Origin of the sequence: Pseudomonas sp. Kh14 (assembly GCF_900291005.1) — a bacterium.
GTDB classification, from domain to species: Bacteria; Pseudomonadota; Gammaproteobacteria; order Pseudomonadales; family Pseudomonadaceae; genus Aquipseudomonas; species Aquipseudomonas alloputida.
In genome coordinates this window covers 523,482-546,794 of record NZ_OLKJ01000038.1, presented here as the reverse complement: position 1 = coordinate 546,794, position 23,313 = coordinate 523,482, and the positions used below count along the sequence as shown (strand labels likewise).

General features: G+C 62.7%; 23 protein-coding genes and 1 pseudogene. 9 read left to right on the top strand and 15 right to left on the bottom strand.

Annotation, left to right across the window (positions count from 1 at the left end; genetic code table 11):
• Window positions 1-75: 75 nt before the first annotated feature.
• Window positions 76-821, bottom strand: a pseudogene (mtgA, locus tag FQ668_RS24880) (monofunctional biosynthetic peptidoglycan transglycosylase).
• Window positions 822-850: 29 nt separating this feature from the next.
• On the opposite strand from mtgA, the gene FQ668_RS24875 reads away from it, so the two are divergent.
• From FQ668_RS24875 to trmB, 4 genes are all read left to right on the top strand, one after another.
• Window positions 851-1,222, top strand: coding sequence for a DUF423 domain-containing protein (locus tag FQ668_RS24875; RefSeq protein WP_014592729.1), 372 nt, complete (start codon window positions 851-853; stop codon window positions 1,220-1,222).
• 102 nt (window positions 1,223-1,324) lie between these two features.
• Window positions 1,325-1,525 (top strand): sulfur carrier protein ThiS, encoded by a 201-nt coding sequence (thiS, locus tag FQ668_RS24870; RefSeq protein ID WP_003249090.1) that lies wholly within the window; start codon window positions 1,325-1,327, stop codon window positions 1,523-1,525.
• A 54-nt stretch (window positions 1,526-1,579) separates the two neighbouring features.
• The gene (locus FQ668_RS24865) at window positions 1,580-2,392 is read left to right on the top strand and encodes a thiazole synthase (protein ID WP_003249091.1); all 813 of its coding nucleotides are present in this window, start codon (window positions 1,580-1,582) and stop codon (window positions 2,390-2,392) included.
• Between the two features lie 9 nt (window positions 2,393-2,401).
• Window positions 2,402-3,124: a tRNA (guanosine(46)-N7)-methyltransferase TrmB gene (trmB, locus tag FQ668_RS24860; RefSeq protein ID WP_014592727.1), complete on the top strand. Its 723-nt coding sequence runs from the start codon at window positions 2,402-2,404 to the stop codon at window positions 3,122-3,124.
• 908 nt (window positions 3,125-4,032) lie between these two features.
• Here the strand turns inward: trmB and FQ668_RS24840 are convergent.
• The 9 genes from FQ668_RS24840 to FQ668_RS24800 all read right to left on the bottom strand — a co-directional run bounded on the left by FQ668_RS24840 (window position 4,033) and on the right by FQ668_RS24800 (window position 10,602).
• A complete protein-coding gene (locus FQ668_RS24840; RefSeq protein ID WP_003249095.1) occupies window positions 4,033-4,359 on the bottom strand; it encodes a DUF3392 domain-containing protein in 327 nt (108 codons plus the stop codon).
• A 9-nt stretch (window positions 4,360-4,368) separates the two neighbouring features.
• Window positions 4,369-5,544: a radical SAM family heme chaperone HemW gene (gene hemW, locus FQ668_RS24835; protein ID WP_019439140.1), complete on the bottom strand. Its 1,176-nt coding sequence runs from the start codon at window positions 5,542-5,544 to the stop codon at window positions 4,369-4,371.
• Window positions 5,541-6,137, bottom strand: a complete 597-nt coding sequence (rdgB, locus tag FQ668_RS24830) for an RdgB/HAM1 family non-canonical purine NTP pyrophosphatase (RefSeq protein ID WP_010955642.1) — start codon at window positions 6,135-6,137, stop codon at window positions 5,541-5,543. Before rdgB ends, hemW begins: the two co-directional genes overlap by 4 nt.
• Entirely contained in the window at window positions 6,134-6,568 is a 435-nt protein-coding gene (locus FQ668_RS24825; protein ID WP_019439139.1) for a DUF4426 domain-containing protein, read from the bottom strand. The genes rdgB and FQ668_RS24825 overlap by 4 nt, the downstream gene beginning before the upstream one ends.
• Window positions 6,569-6,590: 22 nt before the next feature.
• Entirely contained in the window at window positions 6,591-7,211 is a 621-nt protein-coding gene (gene metW / locus FQ668_RS24820; protein WP_003249106.1) for a methionine biosynthesis protein MetW, read from the bottom strand.
• A 7-nt stretch (window positions 7,212-7,218) separates the two neighbouring features.
• The gene (locus FQ668_RS24815; protein ID WP_053867808.1) at window positions 7,219-8,358 is read right to left on the bottom strand and encodes a homoserine O-acetyltransferase; all 1,140 of its coding nucleotides are present in this window, start codon (window positions 8,356-8,358) and stop codon (window positions 7,219-7,221) included.
• A gap of 99 nt (window positions 8,359-8,457) precedes the next feature.
• A complete protein-coding gene (locus tag FQ668_RS24810) occupies window positions 8,458-9,048 on the bottom strand; it encodes a YggT family protein (RefSeq protein ID WP_003249110.1) in 591 nt (196 codons plus the stop codon).
• Between the two features lie 10 nt (window positions 9,049-9,058).
• Window positions 9,059-9,877 carry a pyrroline-5-carboxylate reductase gene (gene proC / locus FQ668_RS24805; protein ID WP_019439138.1) on the bottom strand — a complete coding sequence of 273 codons (819 nt, stop codon included), beginning with the start codon at window positions 9,875-9,877 and terminating at the stop codon, window positions 9,059-9,061.
• 38 nt (window positions 9,878-9,915) lie between these two features.
• Entirely contained in the window at window positions 9,916-10,602 is a 687-nt protein-coding gene (locus tag FQ668_RS24800) for a YggS family pyridoxal phosphate-dependent enzyme (RefSeq protein WP_019439137.1), read from the bottom strand.
• Between the two features lie 65 nt (window positions 10,603-10,667).
• On the opposite strand from FQ668_RS24800, the gene FQ668_RS24795 reads away from it, so the two are divergent.
• Complete coding sequence (locus tag FQ668_RS24795) at window positions 10,668-11,666, top strand: type IV pilus twitching motility protein PilT (protein WP_014592720.1); 999 nt, start codon at window positions 10,668-10,670, stop codon at window positions 11,664-11,666.
• A gap of 116 nt (window positions 11,667-11,782) precedes the next feature.
• On the opposite strand, the gene FQ668_RS24790 is transcribed toward FQ668_RS24795, so the two are convergent.
• Window positions 11,783-12,406 (bottom strand): C40 family peptidase, encoded by a 624-nt coding sequence (locus tag FQ668_RS24790; protein ID WP_053867807.1) that lies wholly within the window; start codon window positions 12,404-12,406, stop codon window positions 11,783-11,785.
• Window positions 12,407-12,572: 166 nt separating this feature from the next.
• On the opposite strand from FQ668_RS24790, the gene FQ668_RS24785 reads away from it, so the two are divergent.
• On the top strand, window positions 12,573-12,992 hold the full coding sequence (locus tag FQ668_RS24785; protein ID WP_014592718.1) for a TM2 domain-containing protein: 420 nt from the start codon (window positions 12,573-12,575) through the stop codon (window positions 12,990-12,992).
• 90 nt (window positions 12,993-13,082) lie between these two features.
• Here FQ668_RS24785 and FQ668_RS24780 read toward each other — a convergent pair whose 3' ends face one another.
• The 3 genes from FQ668_RS24780 to FQ668_RS24770 all read right to left on the bottom strand — a co-directional run bounded on the left by FQ668_RS24780 (window position 13,083) and on the right by FQ668_RS24770 (window position 17,926).
• Window positions 13,083-13,781, bottom strand: a complete 699-nt coding sequence (locus FQ668_RS24780; RefSeq protein ID WP_014592717.1) for an SPOR domain-containing protein — start codon at window positions 13,779-13,781, stop codon at window positions 13,083-13,085.
• A 1-nt stretch (window position 13,782) separates the two neighbouring features.
• Window positions 13,783-15,519 carry an arginine--tRNA ligase gene (gene argS, locus FQ668_RS24775; protein ID WP_019439134.1) on the bottom strand — a complete coding sequence of 579 codons (1,737 nt, stop codon included), beginning with the start codon at window positions 15,517-15,519 and terminating at the stop codon, window positions 13,783-13,785.
• A gap of 187 nt (window positions 15,520-15,706) precedes the next feature.
• Window positions 15,707-17,926: a primosomal protein N' gene (locus FQ668_RS24770; protein WP_014592715.1), complete on the bottom strand. Its 2,220-nt coding sequence runs from the start codon at window positions 17,924-17,926 to the stop codon at window positions 15,707-15,709.
• Window positions 17,927-18,093: 167 nt separating this feature from the next.
• Between FQ668_RS24770 and rpmE the strand changes: the two genes are divergently transcribed.
• The 3 genes from rpmE (at window position 18,094) to FQ668_RS24755 (ending at window position 20,579) form a co-directional block, all read left to right on the top strand.
• A complete protein-coding gene (gene rpmE / locus FQ668_RS24765; RefSeq protein WP_003249127.1) occupies window positions 18,094-18,309 on the top strand; it encodes a 50S ribosomal protein L31 in 216 nt (71 codons plus the stop codon).
• Window positions 18,310-18,311: 2 nt separating this feature from the next.
• Entirely contained in the window at window positions 18,312-19,133 is an 822-nt protein-coding gene (locus tag FQ668_RS24760) for a thermonuclease family protein (RefSeq protein WP_014592714.1), read from the top strand.
• 177 nt (window positions 19,134-19,310) lie between these two features.
• Window positions 19,311-20,579 carry a malic enzyme-like NAD(P)-binding protein gene (locus tag FQ668_RS24755; RefSeq protein WP_003249133.1) on the top strand — a complete coding sequence of 423 codons (1,269 nt, stop codon included), beginning with the start codon at window positions 19,311-19,313 and terminating at the stop codon, window positions 20,577-20,579.
• A 180-nt stretch (window positions 20,580-20,759) separates the two neighbouring features.
• Here the strand turns inward: FQ668_RS24755 and FQ668_RS24750 are convergent, their stop codons facing one another.
• Entirely contained in the window at window positions 20,760-23,213 is a 2,454-nt protein-coding gene (locus tag FQ668_RS24750; protein ID WP_019439132.1) for a penicillin-binding protein 1A, read from the bottom strand.
• Window positions 23,214-23,313 lie beyond the last annotated feature (100 nt).

Sequence of the window (23,313 nt, the reverse complement as noted above, 5' to 3'; positions counted from 1 at the left end):
GGTTTGCCCGCGAGGAGGCCGGGCACGCGGTTGCCCGTAGGAGCGGGTTTACCCGCGAAAGGGCCGGGCCTGCATTCAAAGCTTTCTGGAGGAGTCCAGCTGCATCAGGTAGCTGGGCCCACCCAACTGGCTCATCTGCCGGCGAATCCAGCCGGCCCGGCTGGCCACGTAGGCACTCGGTCGGCTGGCACTCCATTTGATGGGGCTAGGCAGCACCGCAGCCAGCTGCGCCGCCTGCTGGCGGCTGAGCCTGCTGGCGTCGACACCAAAGTGATAACGCGCCGCTGCCTGGGCACCAAACACGCCCTTGCCCCACTCGGCGCTGTTCAAATAGACCTCGAGAATCCGCTCTTTCGACCAAAACAGCTCAATCAGTGCGGTGAACCAGGCCTCCAGCCCCTTGCGAAACCAGCTGCGGCCTGACCACAGAAACAGGTTCTTGGCCACTTGTTGGGTCAGGGTGCTGGCGCCGCGAATGTTGCCACCGCGCTCGTTGTGGGCCAGCGCCGCCTGAATGGCCGGGAGGTCGAAGCCCCAGTGGTTGGCGAACTTCTGGTCCTCGCCAGCAATGACTGCAACCTTGAGCTCATCGGAGATGTTCTCCCATGGCTCCCAGTCGCGCTGCAGGTCGATCGGTTCACCATTCACCCAAGACTGTACCGTGCGCTCGACCATCAGCGCCGTGCCGGGCGGTGGTACCCAGCGGAACACCAGCACCAGCACGATGCTGCCGGCAACGAACCAGAGCAGGGCGCGGGAGAGGCGACGGATAAGCGTTGACAGCATGTCGATGGCTTGGCCCTAAGGGTGGAAGGGGCCATTATACAGACCCGATACAAGGAGTCGTCCCATGCTTCGCAGCTTCCTGATGCTTGCCGCCTTTTTCGGCTTTACCGGTGTCGCCCTGGGCGCCTTCGCCGCTCATGGCCTGAAAAACCGGCTGACGGCTGACTACCTGGCGATCTTCCACACCGGCGTGACTTACCAACTGGTCCATGCCTTGGCCATTCTCGGCGTTGCGGTGCTCTCGGCGCACCTGCCCGGGCGCCTGGTCGGGTGGGCTGGCGGCCTGTTTGCGTTGGGCATCGTGCTGTTCTCCGGCAGCCTGTACCTGCTGACCCTCAGTGGCCTTGGCAAGCTTGGCATCATCACCCCGATTGGCGGCTTGTGCTTCCTTGTCGGCTGGCTGTGCCTGGGCCTGGCAGCCTGGCGGCTGGGCTGACCGAGTGGTCCACAATCACGACTAATGGCGCGCACCGCCCTTGGGTTGCAGGGCGGTTCGGCGCTAGAATGCTGGCCCCAAAGAACAATGGTGGCCGTGCGCATGCGCATTAAATTGAACGGTGAACCTTACGAACTGCCTGCCGGCGAAAGCGTTGCAGCCCTGCTGGCGCGCCTGGAACTGACCGGGCGCCGTGTTGCAGTGGAACTGAACCTGGATATCGTGCCGCGCAGCCAGCACGACAGCACGCTGCTGAATGACGGCGACCAGGTCGAAGTGGTCCACGCCATCGGTGGCGGCTGACAGCAGCCCGGCGGTTCACAAGCAAGCCCTGCAACCTTTTCCCGAGGAACAACGATGAGCAACGTTCGTAGCGACAAGCCCTTCACCCTGGCCGGGCGTACTTTCCAGTCGCGCCTGCTGGTCGGTACCGGCAAGTACCGTGACATGGAAGAAACCCGCCTGGCCACCGAGGCCTCGGGTGCCGAAATCGTCACTGTCGCTGTGCGCCGCACCAACCTTGGCCAGAATGCGGGCGAGCCGAACCTGCTCGACGTACTGTCGCCCGACAAGTACACCATCCTGCCGAACACTGCAGGCTGCTTTGACGCGGTGGAAGCGGTACGCACTTGCCGTCTGGCCCGCGAACTGCTCGATGGGCGCAAATCGCACGAGTCCCGGACGCTGGTGAAGCTGGAAGTGCTGGCCGACCAGAAAACCCTGTTCCCCAACGTGATCGAAACCCTCAAGGCAGCCGAAGTGCTGGTCAAGGAAGGTTTCGACGTCATGGTCTACACCAGCGACGACCCGATCATCGCCCGTCAGCTGGCCGAAGTCGGCTGCATCGCGGTCATGCCGCTGGCTGGCCTGATTGGTACCGGCCTGGGTATCTGCAACCCCTACAACCTGCAGATCATCCTGGAAGAATCCAAGGTGCCGGTGCTGGTCGATGCTGGCGTGGGTACCGCATCCGACGCCACCATCGCCATGGAAATGGGCTGTGAGGCAGTGCTGATGAACTCGGCCATCGCCCACGCCCAGCAGCCGGTGCTGATGGCTGAGGCCATGAAGCACGCCATTGTTGCGGGTCGCATGGCCTACCTGGCCGGTCGTATGCCGAAGAAACTCTATGCCAGCGCCTCCTCGCCGCTGGATGGTCTGATCAAGTAAGAGCAACTGATGACTGAATCGCACGATACGCCGATCACCCCCGACGGCGAAGCCCGCCCACACCGCCGCATCAAGAGCTTCGTGATGCGTGCCGGGCGCATGACCGAAGGCCAGCAACGCGGCCTGGATCAAGGCGGCCCGCTGTACATCCTGCCACTGGCTGACAGCCCGGTGGACTACGACCAGGTGTTCGGCCGTTCGGCCCCGCGCACCTTGGAGATCGGTTTCGGCATGGGCCATTCCCTGTTGGAAATGGCGGCCGCCGCCCCTGAGCAGGACTTCATCGGTGTGGAAGTGCACCGCCCGGGTGTTGGCGCGCTGCTCAATGGCGTGCTGACCCAGGGGCTGAAAAACCTGCGGGTGTATGACTGCGATGCCATCGAAGTGCTGAACCGCTGCGTGGCGGATAACAGTCTCGATCGGTTGATGCTGTTCTTCCCAGACCCTTGGCACAAGGCGCGTCATCACAAGCGCCGCATTGTCCAGCTGGAGTTCGCCGAGCTGGTACGTCGCAAGCTCAAGCCCGGTGGTGTGTTCCACATGGCCACCGATTGGGAGCCGTATGCCGAGTACATGCTGGAAGTGATGAGCGCAGCTCCTGGCTATCGCAACCGTGCGGCAGACGGCACCTATGTGCCGCGCCCCGAAGAGCGCCCGATCACCAAGTTCGAACGCCGCGGTGAGCGGCTGGGACATGGGGTGTGGGACCTGAAGTTCGAGAAGACGGATTGAGCGGCTGATACGGCTTTTCGATGTGCTGATGCCTGCAGGAATGCAGGCGAAAATAACCGCCTTGAGAAGGGCGGTTTTTTTTCGGTAATACACAACACCTAGGGCATGCCCGCGAAGAAACCAACGCGGTGGATGGCACCGGCTTTGCCGGTGTTCGCGGGCGGCTGCGATGGTGAGCGGCGGGTGGAGATTGGCCATCAGGGCCGGCCCATTCGCGGGTGAACCCGCTCCTACAGCGGTCTGTGTCCAACCCCCGAGATGTGTCCACCACCAATCTGTGTAGGAGCGGGTTTACCCGCGAATACGGTGGCGGCAGCAACAGTGCATGGCGGGTGGAAACTGGCCAGCAGGGCCGGCCCTTTCGCGGGTAAACCCGCTCCTACAGTGGGCTGTGTCCAACCACCGATGTGTGTCCACCACCAATCTGTGTAGGAGCGGGTTTACCCGCGAATACGGTGGCGGCAGCAACAGTGAATGGCTGGTGGAAATTGGCCAGCAGGGCCGGCCCTTTCGCGGGTAAACCCGCTCCTACAGTGGGCTGTGTCCAACCACCGATGTGTGTCCATCACCAATCTGTGTAGGAGCGGGTTTACCCGCGAATACGGTGGCGGCGGCAACGGTGAAGGGCGGGTGGAAATTGGCCAGCAGGGCCGGCCTCTTCGCGGGTAAACCCGCTCCTACAGGCGGCTGCGCAGGTCTTTCNGGGCTGTGTCCAACCACCGATGTGTGTCCATCACCAATCTGTGTAGGAGCGGGTTTACCCGCGAATACGGTGGCGGCGGCAACGGTGAAGGGCGGGTGGAAATTGGCCAGCAGGGCCGGCCTCTTCGCGGGTAAACCCGCTCCTACAGGCGGCTGCGCAGGTCTTTCAAATGTTGAGCAAGACAGTTGACCCAGGGGCCATTAGCTCAGCCGCGGCGATCCGCCACCACGCCAATCAACACCAGCACCACCAGCAACACAGGTGCCAGCGCATAGTTGTTGAACTGGCTCAGGCCTTTCACCACCCATGGCGTGGCATAGATCAGCGCAGCACCGCTGCCGATCATCACCATCAGCGCCATGAACGGCACGCGCAGGGCGCCGGCGAGGCCGCCCAGGCGTTGCTCGGCCCAGGCTTTGACATCGGTGCCGAACAGCACCAGCAGGCAGCCTACCAAGGCCAGTGAAATCTCCGACAGGTTGCTGCGGCTCCAGCGGGAAACCGTCGCGAGCAGATCAAGTACCAGATCCATGGGTCATCCTTAGGTCAAGAAATACTGCAGCAGGTCATTGAGGAACAACTGGCCCCTTGGGGTGGCCACCAGTCGATCCGGTTCGACCTGCAAAAGGCCTTTTTGTTCGGCGGCACGGCGTGCTTCCTGCAGCTGTGACAGTGGTAAGCCGGTGCGCTGGGTGAACAGTTCGGCTTCCACGCCATCGGTCAGGCGCAGGGCGTTCATCAGGAACTCGAACGGCAGTTCATCGACTGGCAGCAGCTTCTCGCCGGCCCTGAACGGCTTGGCCAGGTTCAGGTAGTCCTTGGGCAGGCGGGTCTTCCAGGTACGCAGAATGCGCCCGTCGGCGAAGGTGAGCTTGCCGTGGGCGCCGGCACCAATGCCGATGAAGTCGCCGAAGCGCCAGTAGTTGAGGTTGTGCTGGGCGGCGCGGCCTGCCTGGGCGTAGGCCGATACCTCGTACTGGCGGTAGCCGTGCTCGGCCATCAGCGCTTGGCCGGCTTCCTGAATATCCCAGAGGATGTCGTCTTCGGGCAGCTCTGGCGGCTGGTTCCAGAACACCGTGTTCGGTTCCACGGTCAGCTGATACCACGACAGGTGGGTCGGCCCCAGATCGATGGCCTGGCGCAGGTCACCCAGCGCGTCGTCCAGCGACTGGTCGGGCAGGCCGTGCATCAGGTCCATGTTGAAATTGTCGAAACCGGCCGCGCGCGCCATGCCGGCGGCTCGAACCGCTTCGTCGCCATTGTGGATGCGCCCCAGTGCCTCCAGCTTGGCTGGCTGGAAGCTCTGCACACCGATAGAAAGACGATTGATGCCGGTCTGCCGGTAGGCCTTGAACTTGTCCTGCTCGAAGGTGCCCGGGTTGGCTTCCAGGGTAATTTCGATGTCTGGCGCAAACGGAATACGTTGCTCTACGCCACGCAGTAGACGGCCAAGGGCGCTGGCACTGAACAGGCTTGGCGTACCGCCACCGAAGAAGATCGAGCTGATCGGGCGGCCTTGTACGGCAGCCAGTTCCTGGTCGAGGTCGTCGAGCAGGGCTGTGACGTAGGCATCTTCCGGTAGCTCAGGCCCGGCAGCGTGGGAGTTGAAGTCGCAATAAGGGCATTTGCGTACGCACCACGGAATGTGGATGTACAGCGCCAGCGGCGGCAGGCTGCTAAAGCCTGCCGCGCCGGGGGGCGACAGCATTTCGATCATGCCAGGCCCAGACGTTTGCGCAGCAGGGCCATGGCACGGGCGCGGTGGCTGAGCTGGTTCTTGTCTGCTGGGGCTAGATCGGCGCTGGAGCAGTTGCGCTCCGGTACCCAGAACAGCGGGTCGTAGCCAAAGCCCTGGTCGCCGCTGGCCTCGAACAGGATGCGCCCGTGCCACAGGCCTTCGCACAGGATCGGCAACGGGTCGTCGGCGTGGCGCACCAGCGCCAGAACGCAGACGAACTGTGCACTGCGCTCAGCTTCAGGCACGTCTTTCAAGGCCTCGAGCAGCTTGGCGTTGTTTGCCGCGTCACCTTTGCCATCGGCATAGCGCGCCGAGTAGATGCCCGGCGCGCCGCCGAGGAAGTCCACCGCCAGGCCAGAGTCATCGGCCAAGGCCGGCAGGCCGGAAATGCGGGCGGCATTGCGCGCCTTGAGGATGGCGTTCTCGACGAACGACAGGCCGGTTTCTTCCGGCTCCACCTGGCTGAACTCACCAATCGAGTGCAGCTGCACGGAATGGCCGAGCATGGCCTGGAGTTCCTTGAGTTTGCCGGCGTTGTGGCTGGCCAATACGAGTTGCTGGAAATTCATCATTCGCCTGGGAACACTTCCTGGTTGAAGCGGAGAGAGTTGCTGATGCCGCCGGTTTCGATGTTGAGGTCGAAGGTGACGGTTTCTGGCTGGTCGATCTTGAACTGGGCGATGTAGTACACCGCGCCCTGTTCGGTAATCTGCTTGAACGACAGCGGGCTGCTGCGCCCGGTCAGGTCCTTGATCGTGCCGCTGATCACCGCCGTGGCAGGTTTGCTGGCCTTGAGGACGGTAATGTTGAGCACGCCCTGGTTCTTGCTGCGAACCAGGCCGGTGGCCGCGGCCACCTCGGGTGTGAGCATGCTCGAGGTGAATGCGCTGTAGTGCACCGTCACGTCGCCAAATACCTCCTTGCGCTCGGGGCGTGCGGCATCGGCAGCCAGTACTGGCAGGGCCAGGCACAGGCTGATCAGGAACAGGGCTAGGCGACGCATGGGGCGATTCCTCCGGTGGGCGTCAGACCGCGAGCTGGTGCTCTTGCAGGCCCGGACTGCTGACGCGGTAGATGCCGATCTCACCTAGAAGATTAGGCCATAGCCGGCCACCCCACCCGTTGCGGTGCAAGTGGTCGACCGCCAGGCGGTCGAGTACCTTGGCTCGGCGTTCATGCACAAGTTCTTCGAAGTCGGCGAAGGTGCAGAAGTGGATGTTCGGCGTGTTGTACCAGGTATACGGCATGAAGTCCGATACCGGCATGCGGCCTTTGGTCGCCAGGTACCAGCGGCAGCGCCAGTGGCCGAAGTTGGGGAAGGTGATGATGCACTGACGGCCCACTCGCAGCATTTCGTCGAGGATGCGGTCGGGGTATTCCACGGCCTGCAGGGCTTGGGTCATGATCACCACGTCGAAGCTGTTGCTGGCGAAGTTGCCCAGGCCTTTGTCCAGGTCTTGTTCGATGACGTTGACGCCCTTGGCCACGCAGGCGGCGATATTGTCGGCGTCGATTTCCAGGCCATAGCCGGTGACCTGTTTGCGGTCACGCAGCGAGGCCAGCAGTTCGCCGCTACCGCAGCCCAGGTCGAGTACCCGGCTGCCGGCGGGGATCCAGTCGTGGATGATTTCCAGATCGGCTCTCATGCTGTCCTCAGATGGCAATGCGGTTCATGTAGTTCGAGAAACTCTGCATGTAGCGAGGTGTGGGGATCAGGAAGGCATCGTGCCCGTAGGGCGAATCGATCTCCAGGTAGCAGACGTTCTTGCGCGCGGCCATCAGCGCATCGACGATCTCGCGCGAACGGGCCGGAGAGAAGCGCCAGTCGGTGGTGAACGACATGATGCAGTAGTCTGCCTTGACGTGGGCCAGGGTGGCGGCCAGATCACCACCGTGCGTGGCGGCCGGGTCGAAATAGTCCAGTGCCTTGGTCATCAGCAGGTAGGTGTTGGCGTCGAAACGGCCGGAAAACTCCTCGCCCTGATAGCGCAGGTAGCTTTCGACCTGGAACTCGACGCTGTGGAAGTCGTAGTTGAGCTTGTCGCTTTTCAGCTCTCGGCCGAATTTTTCACCCATCGAATCATCGGACAGATAGGTAATGTGGCCGACCATGCGTGCCAGCATCAGGCCGCGCTTGGGGATCACGCCCTGGTCCTGGAACGAGCCGCCATGGAACTCAGGGTCGGTGAGAATGGCCTGGCGCGCCACCTCGTTGAAGGCGATGTTCTGCGCCGACAGCTTGGGCGCCGAGGCAATGTCGACGCAATGACGCACACGCTCGGGGTAGCTGATGGTCCATTGCAGTGCCTGCATGCCGCCAAGGCTGCCGCCGACGACAGCGGCCCATTGCTGGATGCCCAGGCGCTCGCCCAGGCGCACCTGGCTGTGTACCCAGTCCTCTACGGTCAGTACAGGGAAGTCGGCGCCATACGGTTTGCCGGTGGCAGGGTTGACGCTGCTGGGGCCGGTGCTGCCGTTGCAGCCGCCGAGGTTGTTCAGGCTGACCACGAAGAAGCGGTTGGTATCGATCGGCTTGCCGGGGCCGATGCAGCTGTCCCACCAGCCCGGCTTGCGGTCGGTGGCGGCATGGTAGCCAGCGGCATGGTGGTGGCCGGACAGGGCATGGCAGATCAGCACGGCGTTGCTCGCGCTGGCGTTCAGGGTGCCATAGGTCTCGTAGACCAGTTCGTAACTGGCCAGTGAACGGCCACAGGCCAGTGCCAGCGGTTCATCGAACCGGGCGGTTTGCGGTACTACCAGACCGACGGAATCTTCGGGAAAGACAGTTGACATCGACCCTGCTCACGCTTGACGGAGGCGTAAGTCTAAAGAGCGCTACCCCCAGCGGCAAGCAAAGGCTTGCGACTGGGGGTACGCTGGCTCTGGCGAGCCTCAGATCATTCGCCACAGCTCTTGAGGCATGCCAGCGTAGGCGGCCAGCGGGGGCATGACAAACGACTGGACCACCTGGATCGCAAGGAAGGCGAAGATCGGCGAGATGTCCATGCCACCGAGATTTGGCACCAGGCGGCGGAACGGCGCCAGCACTGGCTCGCTGATCTGGTAGGCCAGTTCGGCCGCCGGGTTGTGGCTGTTGGGTGCAACCCAGGAAACGATCACCATGACGATCATCGCCACCCAGAAAATCTTCAGGAACAGCGAGGTGATGCCGATGATCGCCCACATCAGCAGGTGCAGGACGTCGCCGAAGGTACCGTAGGTGACCATCAGCACGAAGCCCATCAGCAAGGCCTGGATGACCACCGCCAGCAGTAGCGACGAGGTATCCAGCCCGCCAACGCTAGGGATGATCCGGCGGATCGGCTTGAGCAGCGGTTGGGTGGCACGAACGGCGAACTGGCACAGCGGGTTGTAGAAGTTGGCCTTGACCAGTTGCAGCACGAAGCGCAGCAGGACGATTACCAGGTAAAGGCTGACCAGGGTTTGCACCACGAAAATCGCGGCGCCTGACAGTGCATTCATCTAAGGCTCCTTATTTGCCCAGTTGTTCGGCCAGCTCGGCAGAGCGCGTGGCTGCAGCCTGCAGCGCCTGCTCGACGATGGCTTCGAAGCCGCTGGCCTGGAACGACTTGATCGCCGCTTCCGTGGTGCCGGCGGGCGAAGTGACGCGGCGGCGCAGTTCGGCGGCATCGACATCGCTTGCAACTGCCATGTGTGCGGCGCCCAGGGCCGTCTGCAAGGTCAGTTGGGAGGCCGTTTCACGTGGCAGGCCGAGTTTTTCGCCTGCTGCGGTCATGGCCTCGATCAGCAGGAAGAAGTACGCCGGGCCACTGCCGGACACAGCTGTCACGGCGTCCAATTGCTGTTCCTGCTCCAGCCACAGGGCGGTGCCCACGGCCGACAGCAGTTGTTCGGCCTGCTGACGCTGTTCGCCGGACACTTCAGCGGTGGCGTACAGGCCGCTTACGCCTTGGCGCAGCAATGCCGGGGTGTTGGGCATGCAGCGCACCACCGGGCGAGCGCCCACCCAGCTTTGCAGGCTGGCGCACGTGATGCCGGCGGCGATTGAAACGATCAGTTGGCCATCCTGCAGGTTGGGTTGCAGTGCCTGACATACGGTTTTCATGACTTGTGGCTTGACCGCCAGCACGATGACGTCAGCGCCATCGATGGCCTGGGCGTTGTCCTCGAAGGCTTCAATGCCGTGCTCGGCCTGGATGCGACTGCGGGTCTCGGCGCCCGGGTCGCTGGCGCGGATCTGCGAGGCGTCCAGGCCCTGGGCACGCAGACCACCGATCAGGCTGGCGGCCATGTTGCCGGCGCCGATAAAGGCAATACGTGTCTTGCTCATGTCAGGTCCTTGTGGAAAAGAGTGAGTGAAGCATGGAATCAGGTGTTGCCGTAGTCGCGGGCTCCGAACAGGGCCGTGCCAATTCGTACCCACGTCGCGCCCTGGGCGATGGCCGCTTCCAGGTCGTGGCTCATGCCCATGGACAGGGTGTCCAGGCCAAACCCCAGGCCTTCCTGCAACTTGCGCAGGCTGGCGAAGGCGGCCTCCTGGGTGGCGCGGTCTTCGGTGGGTTCCGGGATTGCCATCAGCCCGCGCAGGCGCAGGTTGGGCAGTGCGGCTACGGCTTTGGCCAACGCGGGTAGGTCGGCCGGGGTGCAGCCGGATTTACTGTCTTCGCCGCTGACGTTCACCTGCAGGCAGATGTTCAGCGGCGCCAGCCCGGCAGGGCGTTGTTCCGACAGACGTTGGGCAATTTTCAGGCGGTCCACGGAATGCACCCAGTCGAAATGCTCGGCGATGGCTTTGGTCTTGTTCGACTGAATGGGGCCGATGAAGTGCCAGATCAAGGGCAAGTCGCTGAGGGCCTGCTGCTTTGTCAGTGCTTCCTGTAGGTAATTCTCCCCGAAGTCGTGCACACCGGCGGCATGGATCTCGCGGATAGCGCTGGCGGGCTTGGTCTTGCTCACGGCCAGCAACTGGACGCTGGCCGGATCACGCCCGACTGCCTGGGCAGCACTGGCGATACGGGCGGAAATCGCGGAAAGGTTGTCTGCTAGGGTGGACATGGATCGATGCCGGCAGCTGTAGGGTCTGCGGCATTCTACCTGCTTGAAGGCCTTTGGGGAGTCTCATGGATGTGACCGACCTGTTGGCCCGAGCTGTGGATGCGGGGGCTTCAGACCTGCACCTGGCGACGGGCCAGATTCCGATGCTGCGCCTGGATGGCGAGTTGCAGCGTATGGGCTTGCCGCCCTTGAGCCAGGGGGCCTTGATCGAGGGCATGGCGAGCGTGCTGGATGACGACCAGCGCCGGCAGTGGGCCCAAGACGATGAAATGGACCTTGCGCTGGAATTGCCGGCGCTTGGGCGCTTTCGGCTGAACCTGTTTCGCCAGTTGAATGGCCCGTCGGTTACCTTTCGGTTGATTCCGGGGCGCATTGCGACGGTGAGTGAGCTGGACCTTGTGGATGTGTTTCAATCTGTTGCGCAATGCCGAGATGGTTTGATCCTCGTGGGCGGGCCGACCGGCAGTGGCAAGTCCAGTACCCTGGCAACGCTGCTCGACCAGCTGAACCGCGAGCGGGCACTGCACATCATTACCCTGGAGGACCCTGTCGAAGTCATCCATGCCAGCCAGCGCAGCCTGGTCAACCAGCGTGAGATGGGGCGCCATAGTCGCGGCTTTGCTCAGGGGCTGCGCAGTGCGCTGCGCCAGGACCCGGACGTGATCATGATCGGCGAGTTGCGCGACCTGGAAACCATTCGCCTGGCCCTGCGCGCGGCCGAAACCGGGCACCTGGTGCTGGCAACCGTGCACGCGCGTTCGGCGACCAGCTGCATCGACAGGTTGGTGGAGGTTTTTGCTGCCGAGGAAAAGCCGTTGGTGCGGGCGATGCTGGCCGAGTCGCTGCGCCTGGTGGTCACGCAGGTGCTGGTCAGGCGCGTGGGGGGTGGGCGGGTGGCTGCGCGGGAAGTGCTGGTGGCGACGCCGGCGGTGCGTAACCTGGTTCGGGAGGGGCGGTTGGCGCAGTTGTCTTCGGTGATGCAGGGCGGGGCAGCGGAGGGGATGCGGACGATGGAGGGGGCGTTGCGGAGGCTGAGGGAGCGAGGGCTGATCAAAGGCTTGTAGTACCTGCAAAGGCCCTTTCGCGGGCGCGCCCGCTGCCACGCTGCCCGCGAGAGCGACGCGGTACCTGTGGGAGCGGGCGTGCGCGAAGGGGCCGGTACCGGATAGCGCCGATCAGATTAACGCTTGGCCAGACTCAGCTGCTGCTCTTTCGGCAGCACCCGCTTGGCCACCACGTAGTGCTTCTGCCAGTAAGGCTTGCTCAAGGTGTCGATACTCACCCGCTTGCCACGGCGTGGAGCGTGGATGAAGCGGTCGTTACCCAGGTAGATGGCTACGTGATTGACCCGACGGCTCTTGATGTTGAAGAAGATCAGGTCGCCAGGCTTCAGGTCACCCTTGGCCACCTTCACTCCGTGGCCCTGGGCCATGGCATTGGAGGTGCGCGGCAGGTCGACGTCGGCGACGTCGTTGAAGGCGTATTTGACCAGCCCGCTGCAGTCAAAGCCTTTTTTCGGGCTGCTGCCGCCCCAAACATAAGGAGTACCGAGCACATTTACCGCACGGCTGAGCACATCGCTGCTTTGCTTTGGCGACATGGCGGCGACATTCGCACCGCGGCTGATGGCGGTATTGCTTGGGCGGGCGCGTAGCGCAGTCTGTTTGACTGGTGCGCGTTTCACCGAGGCGTTGGTCGTGTAGCCGGTGAAACCATTGGGAAGACGTTGCTCACGATTGGTGGCGTGGGCGGCCAGGGGCAATAATAGGCAGAGGGTCAGCCATGTCTTGATCAAAGGCGGCATAGATGAAGCTCTTATGAATAGTTATGTGTTGGGCGCGCAACTTTATAACAGCTTTTTGATCAGTTATTGATCCGTTGGTCGATTGCCCAGGTGCCGTATGTCGGCTTGCGACGAGAAAGTCACATTTTTTCTTAGAAAATTTTCGGATAACCCACAGGGGCTATGAATGAACAGTTATCAACAGGGGGCGCCCTTTCACGACACCCACAGCAAAACCATTGGCTACCTGCTGTGGATTTTCGGCTTCACCGGTTCCCATCGTTTCTATTACGGCAGGCCGATTACCGGGACCATCTGGTTCTTCACCTTGGGCTTGCTGGGCATTGGTTGGTTGATCGACCTGTTCCTGATCCCGTCCATGGACCGTGAAGCCGACCTGAGGTTTCAATCGGGGCGTATCGACTACAACATCGCCTGGATTCTGCTGACCTTCCTGGGGGTGTTTGGCCTGCACCGGCTGTATCAGGGCAAGTGGATCACCGCGATCATCTACTTCTTTACCGGCGGATTGTTCCTGGTGGGGGTGCTGTATGACTTCTGGACGCTGAACAGCCAGGTGTCCGAAAGGAATGCGGGGCGGGGTTGACGGTAGTGGGGCTGCTTTACAGCCCCTTAACGGGTAATGCTGTCCATGTAAAGAAGGCCTTGTCGCACCGCTGCGGCAAGGCCTTCTTCGTTACTGACGGGTCTGCCGCTGTTGCAGCAACAGGTTGCTGAACCCGGCCCCAGCCAGCTGCTTCTGTGCCCCGGTCAACTGCTCGCGGTTGCTGAACGGCCCGACCAGCACGCGGTACCAGGTTTCTTCCTTGACCGTGCCTGACTCCACTTTCACAGACTGACCCAGCAGGATGATCTGTGCCCGTACCTTGTCGGCATCGGCCTGCTTGCGGAACGAGCCGGCCTGAAGGAAGTACTGCGTGGTCGCCGCCGGCTTGATCACGGGTGGTGGCGGTGGCGGGGTCTGGCCGAGCAACGCTGCCTGGGCCCTTGCCGTGTCGATTTTCGCCGCTTCTGCTGGTGTCACCGGGGTTACCGGCTGGGCCGGCACCGGTGGGGTTTTCTCCGGTACGGCTTCCGGCGGCACGATCACCTCAGACTCCGGCAGCAGGGTGTAGAAGTCATACTTCGGCTTCACCGGCTGTTGCGCAGTAGCTTGCGCGGGCTTGCCGGCTTCGGCCGCTTTCGCCGGCTTCTCCTGCTCGGGCTTGGTGCGCTTGATGTCATCGCCACCGGGTTCGAGCTTCATCAGGAACACGATGAACGCGCCTACGGTCAGGCCGACCGCCAGCCATACCCAGCCGGGGATCGGCTGTTTGGCCGGTGCCGTCTGGCGGCTGGCGCCGCGTTTCGGGGCAGGTTTTTTCTTGGCAGCCAACTTACATGCGCTCCAGGGTTTCCAGGCCGAGCAGTTCCAGACCTTGTTTGAGGGTGCGGCCAGTCAGGGCGGCCAGGCGCAGCCGGCTCTGCTGCTGCGAAGGGGTTTCGGCGGCGAGGATCGGGCAGTTCTCGTAGAAGCTGGAGAACAGGCCGGCCAAGTCGTACAGGTAGCTGCACAGCACGTGCGGCGTGCCTTTTTCGGCGACGTTGTTGAGGATTTCGCCAAACTGCGCCAGGCGCGCGGCCAAGTCCTGCTCGTGGGCAGCTTGCAGCACGATTTTGCCGTCGACTTCGTCAAAGCCTTTGCCCAGCTTGCGGAACACGCCGGCTACGCGGGTGTAAGCGTACAGCAGGTAAGGCGCGGTGTTGCCTTCGAAGTTGAGCATCAGCTCGAAGTTGAAGCTGTAGTCGCTGGTGCGGTGCTTGGACAGGTCGGCGTATTTCACCGCGCCAATGCCCACCACCTCGCCGATGTGGCGCAGTTCGTCGTCTGCCAGGCTCGGGTTCTTTTCCTTGACCAGCGCGTAGGCGCGCTCCTTGGCCTCGGTGAGCAGGTCGATCAGCTTCACGGTGCCGCCGTCACGGGTCTTGAACGGGCGGCCGTCGGCGCCGTTCATGGTGCCGAAGCCCATGTGCTCCATTTGCATCGGGTGGCCGACGAAGCCAGCGCGGCGGGCCACTTCGAACACCTGATTGAAGTGCAGGGCCTGGCGCTGGTCGACAAAGTAAAGAGCGCGGTCAGCCTTCAACACGTTGCTGCGGTAACGCACGGCAGCCAGGTCGGTGGTGGCGTACAGATAGCCGCCGTCAGCCTTCTGCACGATTACCGGCAGGGGGTCGCCTTCGCTGTTCTTGAACTCGTCGAGGAACACGCATTGGGCGCCCTGGTCTTCGACCAGCAGGCCCTTGGCCTTGAGGTCGGCCACCACGTTGGCCAAGTCGTCGTTGTAGGCACTTTCGCCCATCACGTCGGCCATGGTCAGCTTGACGTTGAGCAGCTCGTAGGTCTTCTGGCAGTGTGACAGCGAGATGTCCTTGAAGCGTGTCCAAAGGGCCAGGCACTCGGGGTCACCGGCTTGCAGCTTGACCACCAGGCCGCGGGCGCGAGTGGCGAACTCCTCCGATTCATCGAAGCGTTTCTTCGCCGCGCGGTAGAAGTTTTCCAGGTCCGACAGCTCGTCGCTGGTGATCGGGTTTTCCTGCAGGTAGGCCATCAGCATGCCGAACTGGGTACCCCAGTCGCCGACGTGGTTCTGGCGGATGACGTTGTCGCCCAGGAACTCCAGCACGCGCGCAACGCTGTCGCCGATGATGGTCGAGCGCAGGTGGCCGACGTGCATTTCCTTGGCCAGGTTGGGTGCCGACATGTCGATCACCACCTTTTGCGCCGGGCCGGCTTTGCGTGCACCCAGGTGGGCGTCGGCCAGGGCGGCATCCAGGCGGTTGGCCAGGGCGTCGGTGTTCTGGAAGAAGTTAAGGAAGCCGGGGCCTGCAATCTCCACCTTGCTGATGTCGGCGCTGGCCGGCAGGGCGTTGATCAGTTTTTCGGCGAGGTCGCGCGGCTTCATGCCGGCCGGCTTGGCCAGCATCATGGCGATGTTGCTGGCGAAGTCGCCGTGGGTCTTGTCCCGGGCGTTTTCCACCTGGATCGCCGGCGACAGCCCTTCAGGCAGCACACCGTCGGTGACGAGTTGGGTGAGGGCTTGCTGGATCAGCTGGCGAATGGTGTCTTTCATGGGGATCTCTTTTCGACCGCAAGCGCGGTGAGCGCCTGGATGCGCAGGTGGAAAAACTGGGCATTATCCGTTGCCGGGAGCAGGTTGCCAACCTTTGGGCGGCAAGCTGGGGGCCACAAGCGGCAAGAAAAAGCGGCATCGCACCCGCCCGGCGCTTGCTTACGGCTGGTCACTCGCAGCTTGTAGATCAATACAGGTCTACCGGGTCGACATCCAGCGACCAGCGCACCTGGCGCCCGCTCGGCAACTGTTCCAACACTAGCAACCAGGCGCTGATCAGTCGATGCAACGGCGCCCGGGTATTGGCCTGTATCAACAATTGTGCGCGGAATCGTCCGGCGCGGCGCTCCATGGGCGCCGGTACCGGGCCCAGCAGTTCGATGCCCGGCAGGTGCTGTTCGGCCACCAGGCGCTCGGCGGCGGCACAGGCTTCGTCGAGGAAACCTTCGGCCTGCCCCGGCTTGTGTGCTTCGGCACGCAGCAAGGCCAGATGCGAGTAGGGCGGCAGCCCGGCGGCTCGGCGTTCGTCCAGGGCCTGTTCGGCGAAGGCGAAGTAGCCTTGCTCGGTTAGCTGGACCAGCAGTGGGTGGTCGGCCAGATGGGTCTGAATGATGACCTTGCCGGGCTCTTCGGCCCGCCCGGCCCGCCCGGCCACCTGTACGATAAGTTGTGCCATGCGTTCGCTGGCGCGGAAGTCGCCGGAAAACAGCCCGCCATCGGCATCAAGGATGGCCACCAGGGTCACCCGCGGGAAGTGGTGGCCCTTGGCGAGCATCTGGGTGCCGACGAGGATGCTCGGCTGGCCGCGCTGGATAGTGCTGAACAGGTTGTGCATGGCGTCCTTGCGCGCCGTGCTGTCGCGGTCCACGCGCAGGATCGGGTAATCCGGGAACAGCACCTTCAGGCGCTCTTCGGCGCGCTCGGTACCGGCACCGACCGGGCGCAGGTCGACGTGGTTGCATTGCGGGCACTGGTGCGGCAGGCGTTCGTCATAGCCACAGTGGTGGCAGCGCAGCACGCCGGAGCGCTGGTGCACGGTCATGCGCGCATCGCAGCGTGGGCATTCGGACAACCAGCCGCAATCGTGGCACAGCAAGGTTGGGGCAAAGCCGCGGCGGTTGAGGAACACCAGCACTTGTTGGCCAGCCTCCAGGGTCTGTCGGATAGCCTGCTGCAGCGGGCCGCTGATGCCGCTGTCCAGTGGCAGGCTCTTCACATCAAGGCGCAGCATGCGCGGCGGGCGTGCCCCTCCGGCGCGTTGGTTCATACGCAGCAGGCGGTAGCGGCCGGTCAGGGCGTTATGCAGGGTTTCCAGCGACGGTGTGGCGGAGCCGAGCAGGATCGGGATGTTCTCCTGGTGAGCGCGGACCAGCGCCAGGTCGCGGGCGTGGTACCGCAGGCCTTCCTGCTGTTTATAGGAGCCGTCGTGCTCTTCGTCGATGATGATCAGGCCGGGGTTTTTCATCGGCGTGAACAATGCCGAGCGGGTGCCGATGATGATATCGGCCTCGCCGTCCCGTGCCGCCAGCCAGGCATCCAGGCGTTCGCGGTCGTTCACCGCAGAGTGCAGCAAGGCAATGCGCGCGTTGAAGCGTTGCTCGAAGCGGGCCAGGGTTTGCGGGCCGAGGTTGATCTCCGGGATCAGCACCAGCGCCTGCTTGCCGGCTTCCAGGGTTTCGCGGATCAGTTGCAGGTAGACCTCGGTCTTGCCACTGCCGGTGACGCCGGCCAGCAAGAACGCGCCGAAACCGCCAAAACCCTCGCACACGGCGTCGAAGGCTTCGCGTTGCTCTTCGTTGAGCGGCAGTTCCGGCTGTGCCAGCCAGTGCTCATGACGTAGTGCCGGCAAGTGGCGGCGCGTCTCGATCTGTACCAGGTCCTTGGCCAGCAGCAGGTCGAGGCTGTCCTTGTTCAGGTTGAGTTTGGCCAGCAGGCTGTGGGCCACGCCGTGCGGGTGCTGAGCCAGGGTCTTGAGTGCGTCGCGCTGGCGCGGCGCGCGGGCGATGCGCGGGTCTTCCAGGCGGGCGCCAGGGGCTATGTGCCAGAAGCGTTCCTGGCGCATTTCGGCGGCTTCGCCCTGGCGCAGTAGCGTGGGCAGCGCCCAGCTCAGGGTATCGCCCAGGCTGTGCTGGTAGTACTGGGCGGTCCACAGGCACAGCTTGAACAGCGATGCGGGGATGGGGGACACCGGGTCGAGCAGGGCGCTGGCAGGCTTCAGTTTGTCGGCGGGCACTTCGCTCTGCGTGCACACTTCTATCAGCACGCCGATCATTTCGCGGCGGCCAAAGGGCACGCGGATGCGCATGCCAGGGGTCAAGGTCAGGCGCGCCATGCTCGCCGGCGCCTTGTAGTCGAACAGGCGCCGCAGCGGAGAGGGCAGGGCAAGGCGCAGGATGACGTCGGACACGCGGAAAGTCTCGGAGGGCGTTACAAGGACTGGCGAGCCTAGCAGACGACGGTCGGTGCAAGCGACATCTTGCGCTGACGGTGTGCTCTGGTATTATTCGCCGCCTAATTACGTGCGGTATTCAACAATTGGTGTTGGGTGGCGGCACGCAGCTCGAGGAAGTGACCATGAAAGAAGGTATCCACCCGAACTACGAAGTAGTTGCAGTCACCTGCAGCTGCGGTAACAAGTTCGAAACTCGTTCGACCCTGGGCAACGTCCTGTCGATCGACGTTTGCAACCTGTGCCACCCGTTCTACACCGGTAAGCAGAAAGTTCTGGACACCGGTGGTCGCGTACAGAAGTTCGCCGATCGCTTCGGCATGTTCGGTGCCAAGAAGTAATCATGCGCATGGCGAATCCTTCGGGTTTCGCATTGTTGCTGAAGAAGGCGTCCCTTGTGGGCGCCTTTTTTGTGGGCGTTATCTGGCATTTCCCGGTCCTGGCGTTCTGCCCACTGCCGGATAAGCCCCAATGGGTAGCGGTACGACAGGTGGTTGATGGCGACACTTTGCGTCTGGTCGATGGCCGCAGTGTGCGGCTGATCGGTATCAATGCCCCGGAAATGGGTCGCAAGGGACGTACCAGTGAGCCCTATGCCGAAGCTGCCAGGCGGCGATTGCAGGCCTTGGTCAAGGCCAATGATGATCGCGTCGGGCTGGTGCCTGGTATTGAAGGTAAAGACAAGTACGGTCGCACACTGGCGCACATCTACAGCCGCAATGGCGACAATCTGGAAGCGCAATTGCTTAGCGAGGGCTTGGGCTACCGCGTGGCTATTGCCCCTAATGTACGTCTCAGCGGTTGCCAGCAGCGTGCCGAACAAGCTGCGCGCCAGGCTGGCGTTGGCCTGTGGCGGCATTCGCCCGTAGTGGCTGCAGGCAATGTCAGGCAGTCAGGTTTCGCTGTTGTGCGTGGTCGTATCGAAGGTATCGAGCGAAATCGTGGTGGGGTCTGGCTGCCACTGGGCAGTACCCTGGTGCTGCAGGTTCCCGCTCGTCTGCAGCGCAACTTCCCCGCCAGCTTCTTCGATAACCTCAAGGGACGCCAAGTCGAAGCGCGCGGCTGGGTGCTGGATCGTTCCCGCAGGGGTGGCCTCAAGCCCGGGCAGCGACGCTGGGTGTTGCCATTGACCGACCCGAGCATGTTGGAGCGCATTTCAGGCTAAAAGATGTAGACATTTCGCTACTAGATTGTACACACTGTTGCTCGTATGCCCCGTGGGTTGTAGCGTAAAGTCGTAGGCTAAAGGCCTTGACACAAGTGACCGGCCAGTCTTGTGGCTCCTCGGCTCTTTGCGTATCCTCGGCGGTCCGTCAGAACAGTAAATAGCGGAATGCCCACCATGTCAGACCTGAAAACCGCCGCTCTCGAATATCACGCTCAACCTCGTCCGGGGAAACTGAGCGTTGAACTCTCCAAGCCCACTGCCACCGCCCGTGACCTCGCCCTGGCCTACAGCCCAGGTGTTGCAGAGCCGGTGCGCGAAATTGGCCGTGATCCAGAGCTGGCTTACAAATACACCGGCAAAGGCAACCTGGTTGCGGTGATTTCCGATGGCACTGCCATCCTCGGTCTGGGTGACCTCGGCCCACTGGCTTCCAAGCCGGTCATGGAAGGCAAGGGTGTTCTGTTCAAGCGTTTCGCCGGTATCGATGTGTTCGACATCGAAGTCGAATCGGAAAGCCCGCAAGCGTTCATCGACACCGTTCGCCGCATTTCGATCACCTTCGGTGGCATCAACCTTGAAGACATCAAGGCTCCTGAGTGCTTTGAGATCGAACGTACCCTGATCGAACAGTGCGACATCCCGGTGTTCCACGATGACCAGCACGGTACTGCCATCGTGACTGCCGCCGGCATGATCAACGCCCTGGAAATCGCTGGCAAGAAACTGGAAGACGCCAAGATCGTCTGCCTGGGCGCCGGCGCTGCTGCCATTTCCTGCATGAAGCTGCTGGTAAGCATGGGTGCGAAGGTCGAGAACATCTTCATGATCGACCGTAGTGGCGTGATCCACGCTGGCCGTGACGACCTGAACCAGTACAAGGCGCAGTTCGCCCACGCGACCGACAAGCGCACCCTGGCCGACGCCCTTGACGGTGCCGACGTATTCGTAGGTCTGTCTGGCCCGAACCTGCTGAGCCCGGAAGGCCTGAAGTCGATGGCTGCCAACCCGATCGTGTTCGCTTGCTCGAACCCGGACCCGGAAATCTCGCCAGAGCTGGCGCATGCCACTCGCAACGACGTGATCATGGCTACTGGTCGTTCCGACTACCCGAACCAGGTCAACAACGTACTGGGCTTCCCGTTCATCTTCCGTGGTGCTCTGGACGTTCGCGCCAAGCGTATCAACGAAGAAATGAAGATCGCTGCCGCTATCGCCCTGAAAGACCTGGCCAAGCTGCCAGTGCCTAAGGAAGTTTGCGAAGCCTATGGTGTTGAAGGCCTGGAGTTCGGCCGTGAGTACATCATTCCGAAGCCGCTGGATGCACGCTTGATCACCGTCGTTTCCGATGCTGTGGCCAAGGCTGCCATCGAATCCGGCGTGGCTACCCTGCCTTATCCGAAGCACTACCCGCTGACCAGCGTGGATGAAGTGTTCAACGGCTGATTGCCACAAGCGACATAAAAAGCCCCGGCTCGCATGAGCCGGGGCTTTTTGTTGGGGCTTGGGAATGTGTCAGGGCTGCAAGGTGTTCGTCAGGGCGCTTGTGGCGCCTATCAGATCGAGCGCCGCCCGCGCGGCGCTCGATTCACGCGCCCACGCAAAACCTGAGTCAGGCGCCCTGCCTTAAAACAGGTCCATCGGTGTCGCTTCATCGGCTGGCAGCGGGCTGCCCGGTACCGCGCCATTGCCCAGTTCGTTCACCGACGGCGGCGAGTCTTCGGCTTTGAACAGCTCGAAGTAGGCATTTGGTGTGCTCGGCGATGCTGCGCGCCCACTGACCGGGTCGACGCGCAAGCTGAGAATGCCTTCCGGCTCTGCCGGGGCATGCGCAGGCTTGTCCTTGAGCGCTGCGCCCATGAAACTTATCCAGATCGGCAGTGCCGCGGTCCCACCATATTCGCGGCGGCCGAGGGTTTCCGGCTGATCGAAGCCGACCCAAACGGTCGTTACGTAATCGGCGTTGTAACCGGAGAACCAGGCGTCCTTGGATTCGTTGGTCGTACCCGTCTTGCCCGCCAGGTCGGTGCGGCCCAAGGCCAGCGCCCGGCGGCCGGTGCCGCGCTTGATCACGTCCTGCAGCATGCTGGTGAGAATGTAGGTGGTACGCCCGTCGATGATTTGTTCAGCCACTGCCGGCGCTTGCGATGCCGCGGCCACCTGGCTGAAGGCAGAAGGTGCCTCGCCTGGCATGGCCGCAGTGCTGATTGGCTGCTCGGGTGCGGCCAGGCCCGCCTGGTCTTCGGCACCTTGCGGTACGCGGGCCGGGTTGGCGGTGAACAGTGTCTCGCCGCTGCGGCTCTCGATGCGGTCGATCAGGTACGGGGTGATCTTGTACCCACCGTTGGCAAAGGTGCTCCAGCCGGTGGCGATTTCCATCGGGGTCAGGGTGGCGGTGCCCAGGGCCAGCGACAGGTTGCGCGGCAGGTCCTGTTTGTTGAAGCCGAACTTGGCGATGTAGTCGATGGTGCGGTCCACGCCCATGGCTTGCAGCAGGCGGATCGACACCAGGTTACGTGACTTGTACAGCGCCTCACGCATGCGGATAGGGCCGAGGAAGGTGTTGGTATCGTTCTTCGGTCGCCACACTTTATCCACTGACTCGTCAACGAACACGATCGGCGCATCGTTGACCAGGCTGGAAGCGGTGTAGCCGCTGTCCAGCGCGGCGCTGTAGATGAATGGTTTGAAACTTGAGCCCGGTTGGCGCTTGGCCTGCACGGCGCGGTTGTAGTTGCTCTGCTCGAACGAGAAACCGCCGACCAGGGCGCGGATGGCGCCGCTGTTCGGGTCGAGGGTGACCAGGGCGCTCTGCGCAACGGGCACCTGGCTGAACTTCAATGTGCCATCGTCAAGGCGTTGCAGGCGCACCAGGTCACCGACCTGGGCCACGTCGGCCGGCGACTGCGGCGAACGGCCCTGGGCGTTGTTGTTGATGAACGGGCGCGCCCATTTCATGGTGTCCCAGGCAACCTGCGCCTCTTGGCCGTCACGGGTCAGCACCTTGAGGCCGGTGTGTTCCACCTGGGTGACAATGGCTGGCTCCAGGCCGCCAAGGGTGCGTTGCTTGCCCAGCTCCTGCAGCCACGCTGCCTGGGTGCGGCCCGGGAAGCGTGCTTCAGGGCCACGGTAGCCGTGGCGCTCATCGTAATCGGAGAGGCCCTTGAGGACGGCCTTGTTGGCCATTTCCTGCATGTCGCTAGGCACGGTGGTCGTGACGCGGAAGCCTTCGGTGTAGGCGTCGCTGCCGTAGCGGCCGACCATTTCCGCGCGGGCCATTTCGGCAATGTACGGGGCATTCACCTCAGGCGTCGGCACGTGATAGCTGGCGTTGAGCGGCTCGGCCAGAGCGGCCTCGTAGCTGGCCTGGTCGATCTTGCCCAGCTTGTACATGCGCCCGAGGATCCAGTCGCGGCGCTCTTTGGCGCGCACCGGGTTGGCCAGCGGGTTGAAGCGCGACGGTGCCTTGGGCAGGCCGGCGATCATCGCCATCTGCGCCAGGCTCACGTCACGGATGGACTTGCCGTAGTACACCTGCGCAGCTGCATCGATACCGTAGGCCCGGTTGCCCAGGTAGATCTTGTTCACGTACAGCTCGAGGATTTCGTCCTTGGTCAGCTCACGCTCGATCTGCAGGGCCAGCAGGATCTCGTTGGTCTTGCGTGAGAAGCTGCGCTCGCTGGTGAGAAAGAAGTTCTTCGCCACCTGCATGGTGATGGTGCTGCCGCCGGTCTGGATATGACCGGTTTTCACCAGCTGGGTTGCTGCGCGCATCAGGCTGCTGGGGTCGACACCGTAGTGGTTGAGGAAATTGTCGTCCTCTGCTGACAGCAGCGCCTGAATGAATTGTGGGGGAATTTCCGCGAAGCGGATCGGCGAGCGGCGCATTTCGCCGAATTCGGCAATCAGCTTGCCATCGCTGCTGTACACCCTGAGGGGGATCTGCAACTGGATGCTTCTGAGGGACTCGACCGAGGGCAGGCTGGGACTAAGATACAGAAACGCACCGCTCACACCGAGTACGAGCGCGCAGATGACTGCGACGGAAGACCACCAGAAGAACTTCAGCAGACGTATCAAGGCTTTTCGGTGTCCAGGTTGGGAGTGGATTGCACGCAGGTCCGGTGGACCAAAAAACGCTGGGCATTATAAGCATTTTTCGCCTTTCCGGGTGACCGGC

Bases quoted from the DNA above. Each gene is read 5' to 3' on its own strand.
- FQ668_RS24790 (WP_053867807.1), bottom strand. From the start codon at position 12,406: ATGCCGCCTTTGATCAAGACATGGCTGACCCTCTGCCTATTATTGCCC.
- FQ668_RS24785 (WP_014592718.1), top strand. From the start codon at position 12,573: ATGAACAGTTATCAACAGGGGGCGCCCTTTCACGACACCCACAGCAAA.
- proC (WP_019439138.1), bottom strand. From the start codon at position 9,877: ATGAGCAAGACACGTATTGCCTTTATCGGCGCCGGCAACATGGCCGCC.
- FQ668_RS24755 (WP_003249133.1), top strand. From the start codon at position 19,311: ATGTCAGACCTGAAAACCGCCGCTCTCGAATATCACGCTCAACCTCGT.
- FQ668_RS24810 (WP_003249110.1), bottom strand. From the start codon at position 9,048: ATGAATGCACTGTCAGGCGCCGCGATTTTCGTGGTGCAAACCCTGGTC.
- FQ668_RS24840 (WP_003249095.1), bottom strand. From the start codon at position 4,359: ATGGATCTGGTACTTGATCTGCTCGCGACGGTTTCCCGCTGGAGCCGC.
- trmB (WP_014592727.1), top strand. From the start codon at position 2,402: ATGACTGAATCGCACGATACGCCGATCACCCCCGACGGCGAAGCCCGC.
- thiS (WP_003249090.1), top strand. From the start codon at position 1,325: ATGCGCATTAAATTGAACGGTGAACCTTACGAACTGCCTGCCGGCGAA.
- rpmE (WP_003249127.1), top strand. From the start codon at position 18,094: ATGAAAGAAGGTATCCACCCGAACTACGAAGTAGTTGCAGTCACCTGC.
- FQ668_RS24875 (WP_014592729.1), top strand. From the start codon at position 851: ATGCTTCGCAGCTTCCTGATGCTTGCCGCCTTTTTCGGCTTTACCGGT.
- FQ668_RS24815 (WP_053867808.1), bottom strand. From the start codon at position 8,358: ATGTCAACTGTCTTTCCCGAAGATTCCGTCGGTCTGGTAGTACCGCAA.
- argS (WP_019439134.1), bottom strand. From the start codon at position 15,519: ATGAAAGACACCATTCGCCAGCTGATCCAGCAAGCCCTCACCCAACTC.
- FQ668_RS24760 (WP_014592714.1), top strand. From the start codon at position 18,312: ATGCGCATGGCGAATCCTTCGGGTTTCGCATTGTTGCTGAAGAAGGCG.
- FQ668_RS24800 (WP_019439137.1), bottom strand. From the start codon at position 10,602: ATGTCCACCCTAGCAGACAACCTTTCCGCGATTTCCGCCCGTATCGCC.
- FQ668_RS24865 (WP_003249091.1), top strand. From the start codon at position 1,580: ATGAGCAACGTTCGTAGCGACAAGCCCTTCACCCTGGCCGGGCGTACT.
- FQ668_RS24825 (WP_019439139.1), bottom strand. From the start codon at position 6,568: ATGCGTCGCCTAGCCCTGTTCCTGATCAGCCTGTGCCTGGCCCTGCCA.
- rdgB (WP_010955642.1), bottom strand. From the start codon at position 6,137: ATGATGAATTTCCAGCAACTCGTATTGGCCAGCCACAACGCCGGCAAA.
- hemW (WP_019439140.1), bottom strand. From the start codon at position 5,544: ATGATCGAAATGCTGTCGCCCCCCGGCGCGGCAGGCTTTAGCAGCCTG.
- metW (WP_003249106.1), bottom strand. From the start codon at position 7,211: ATGAGAGCCGATCTGGAAATCATCCACGACTGGATCCCCGCCGGCAGC.
- FQ668_RS24795 (WP_014592720.1), top strand. From the start codon at position 10,668: ATGGATGTGACCGACCTGTTGGCCCGAGCTGTGGATGCGGGGGCTTCA.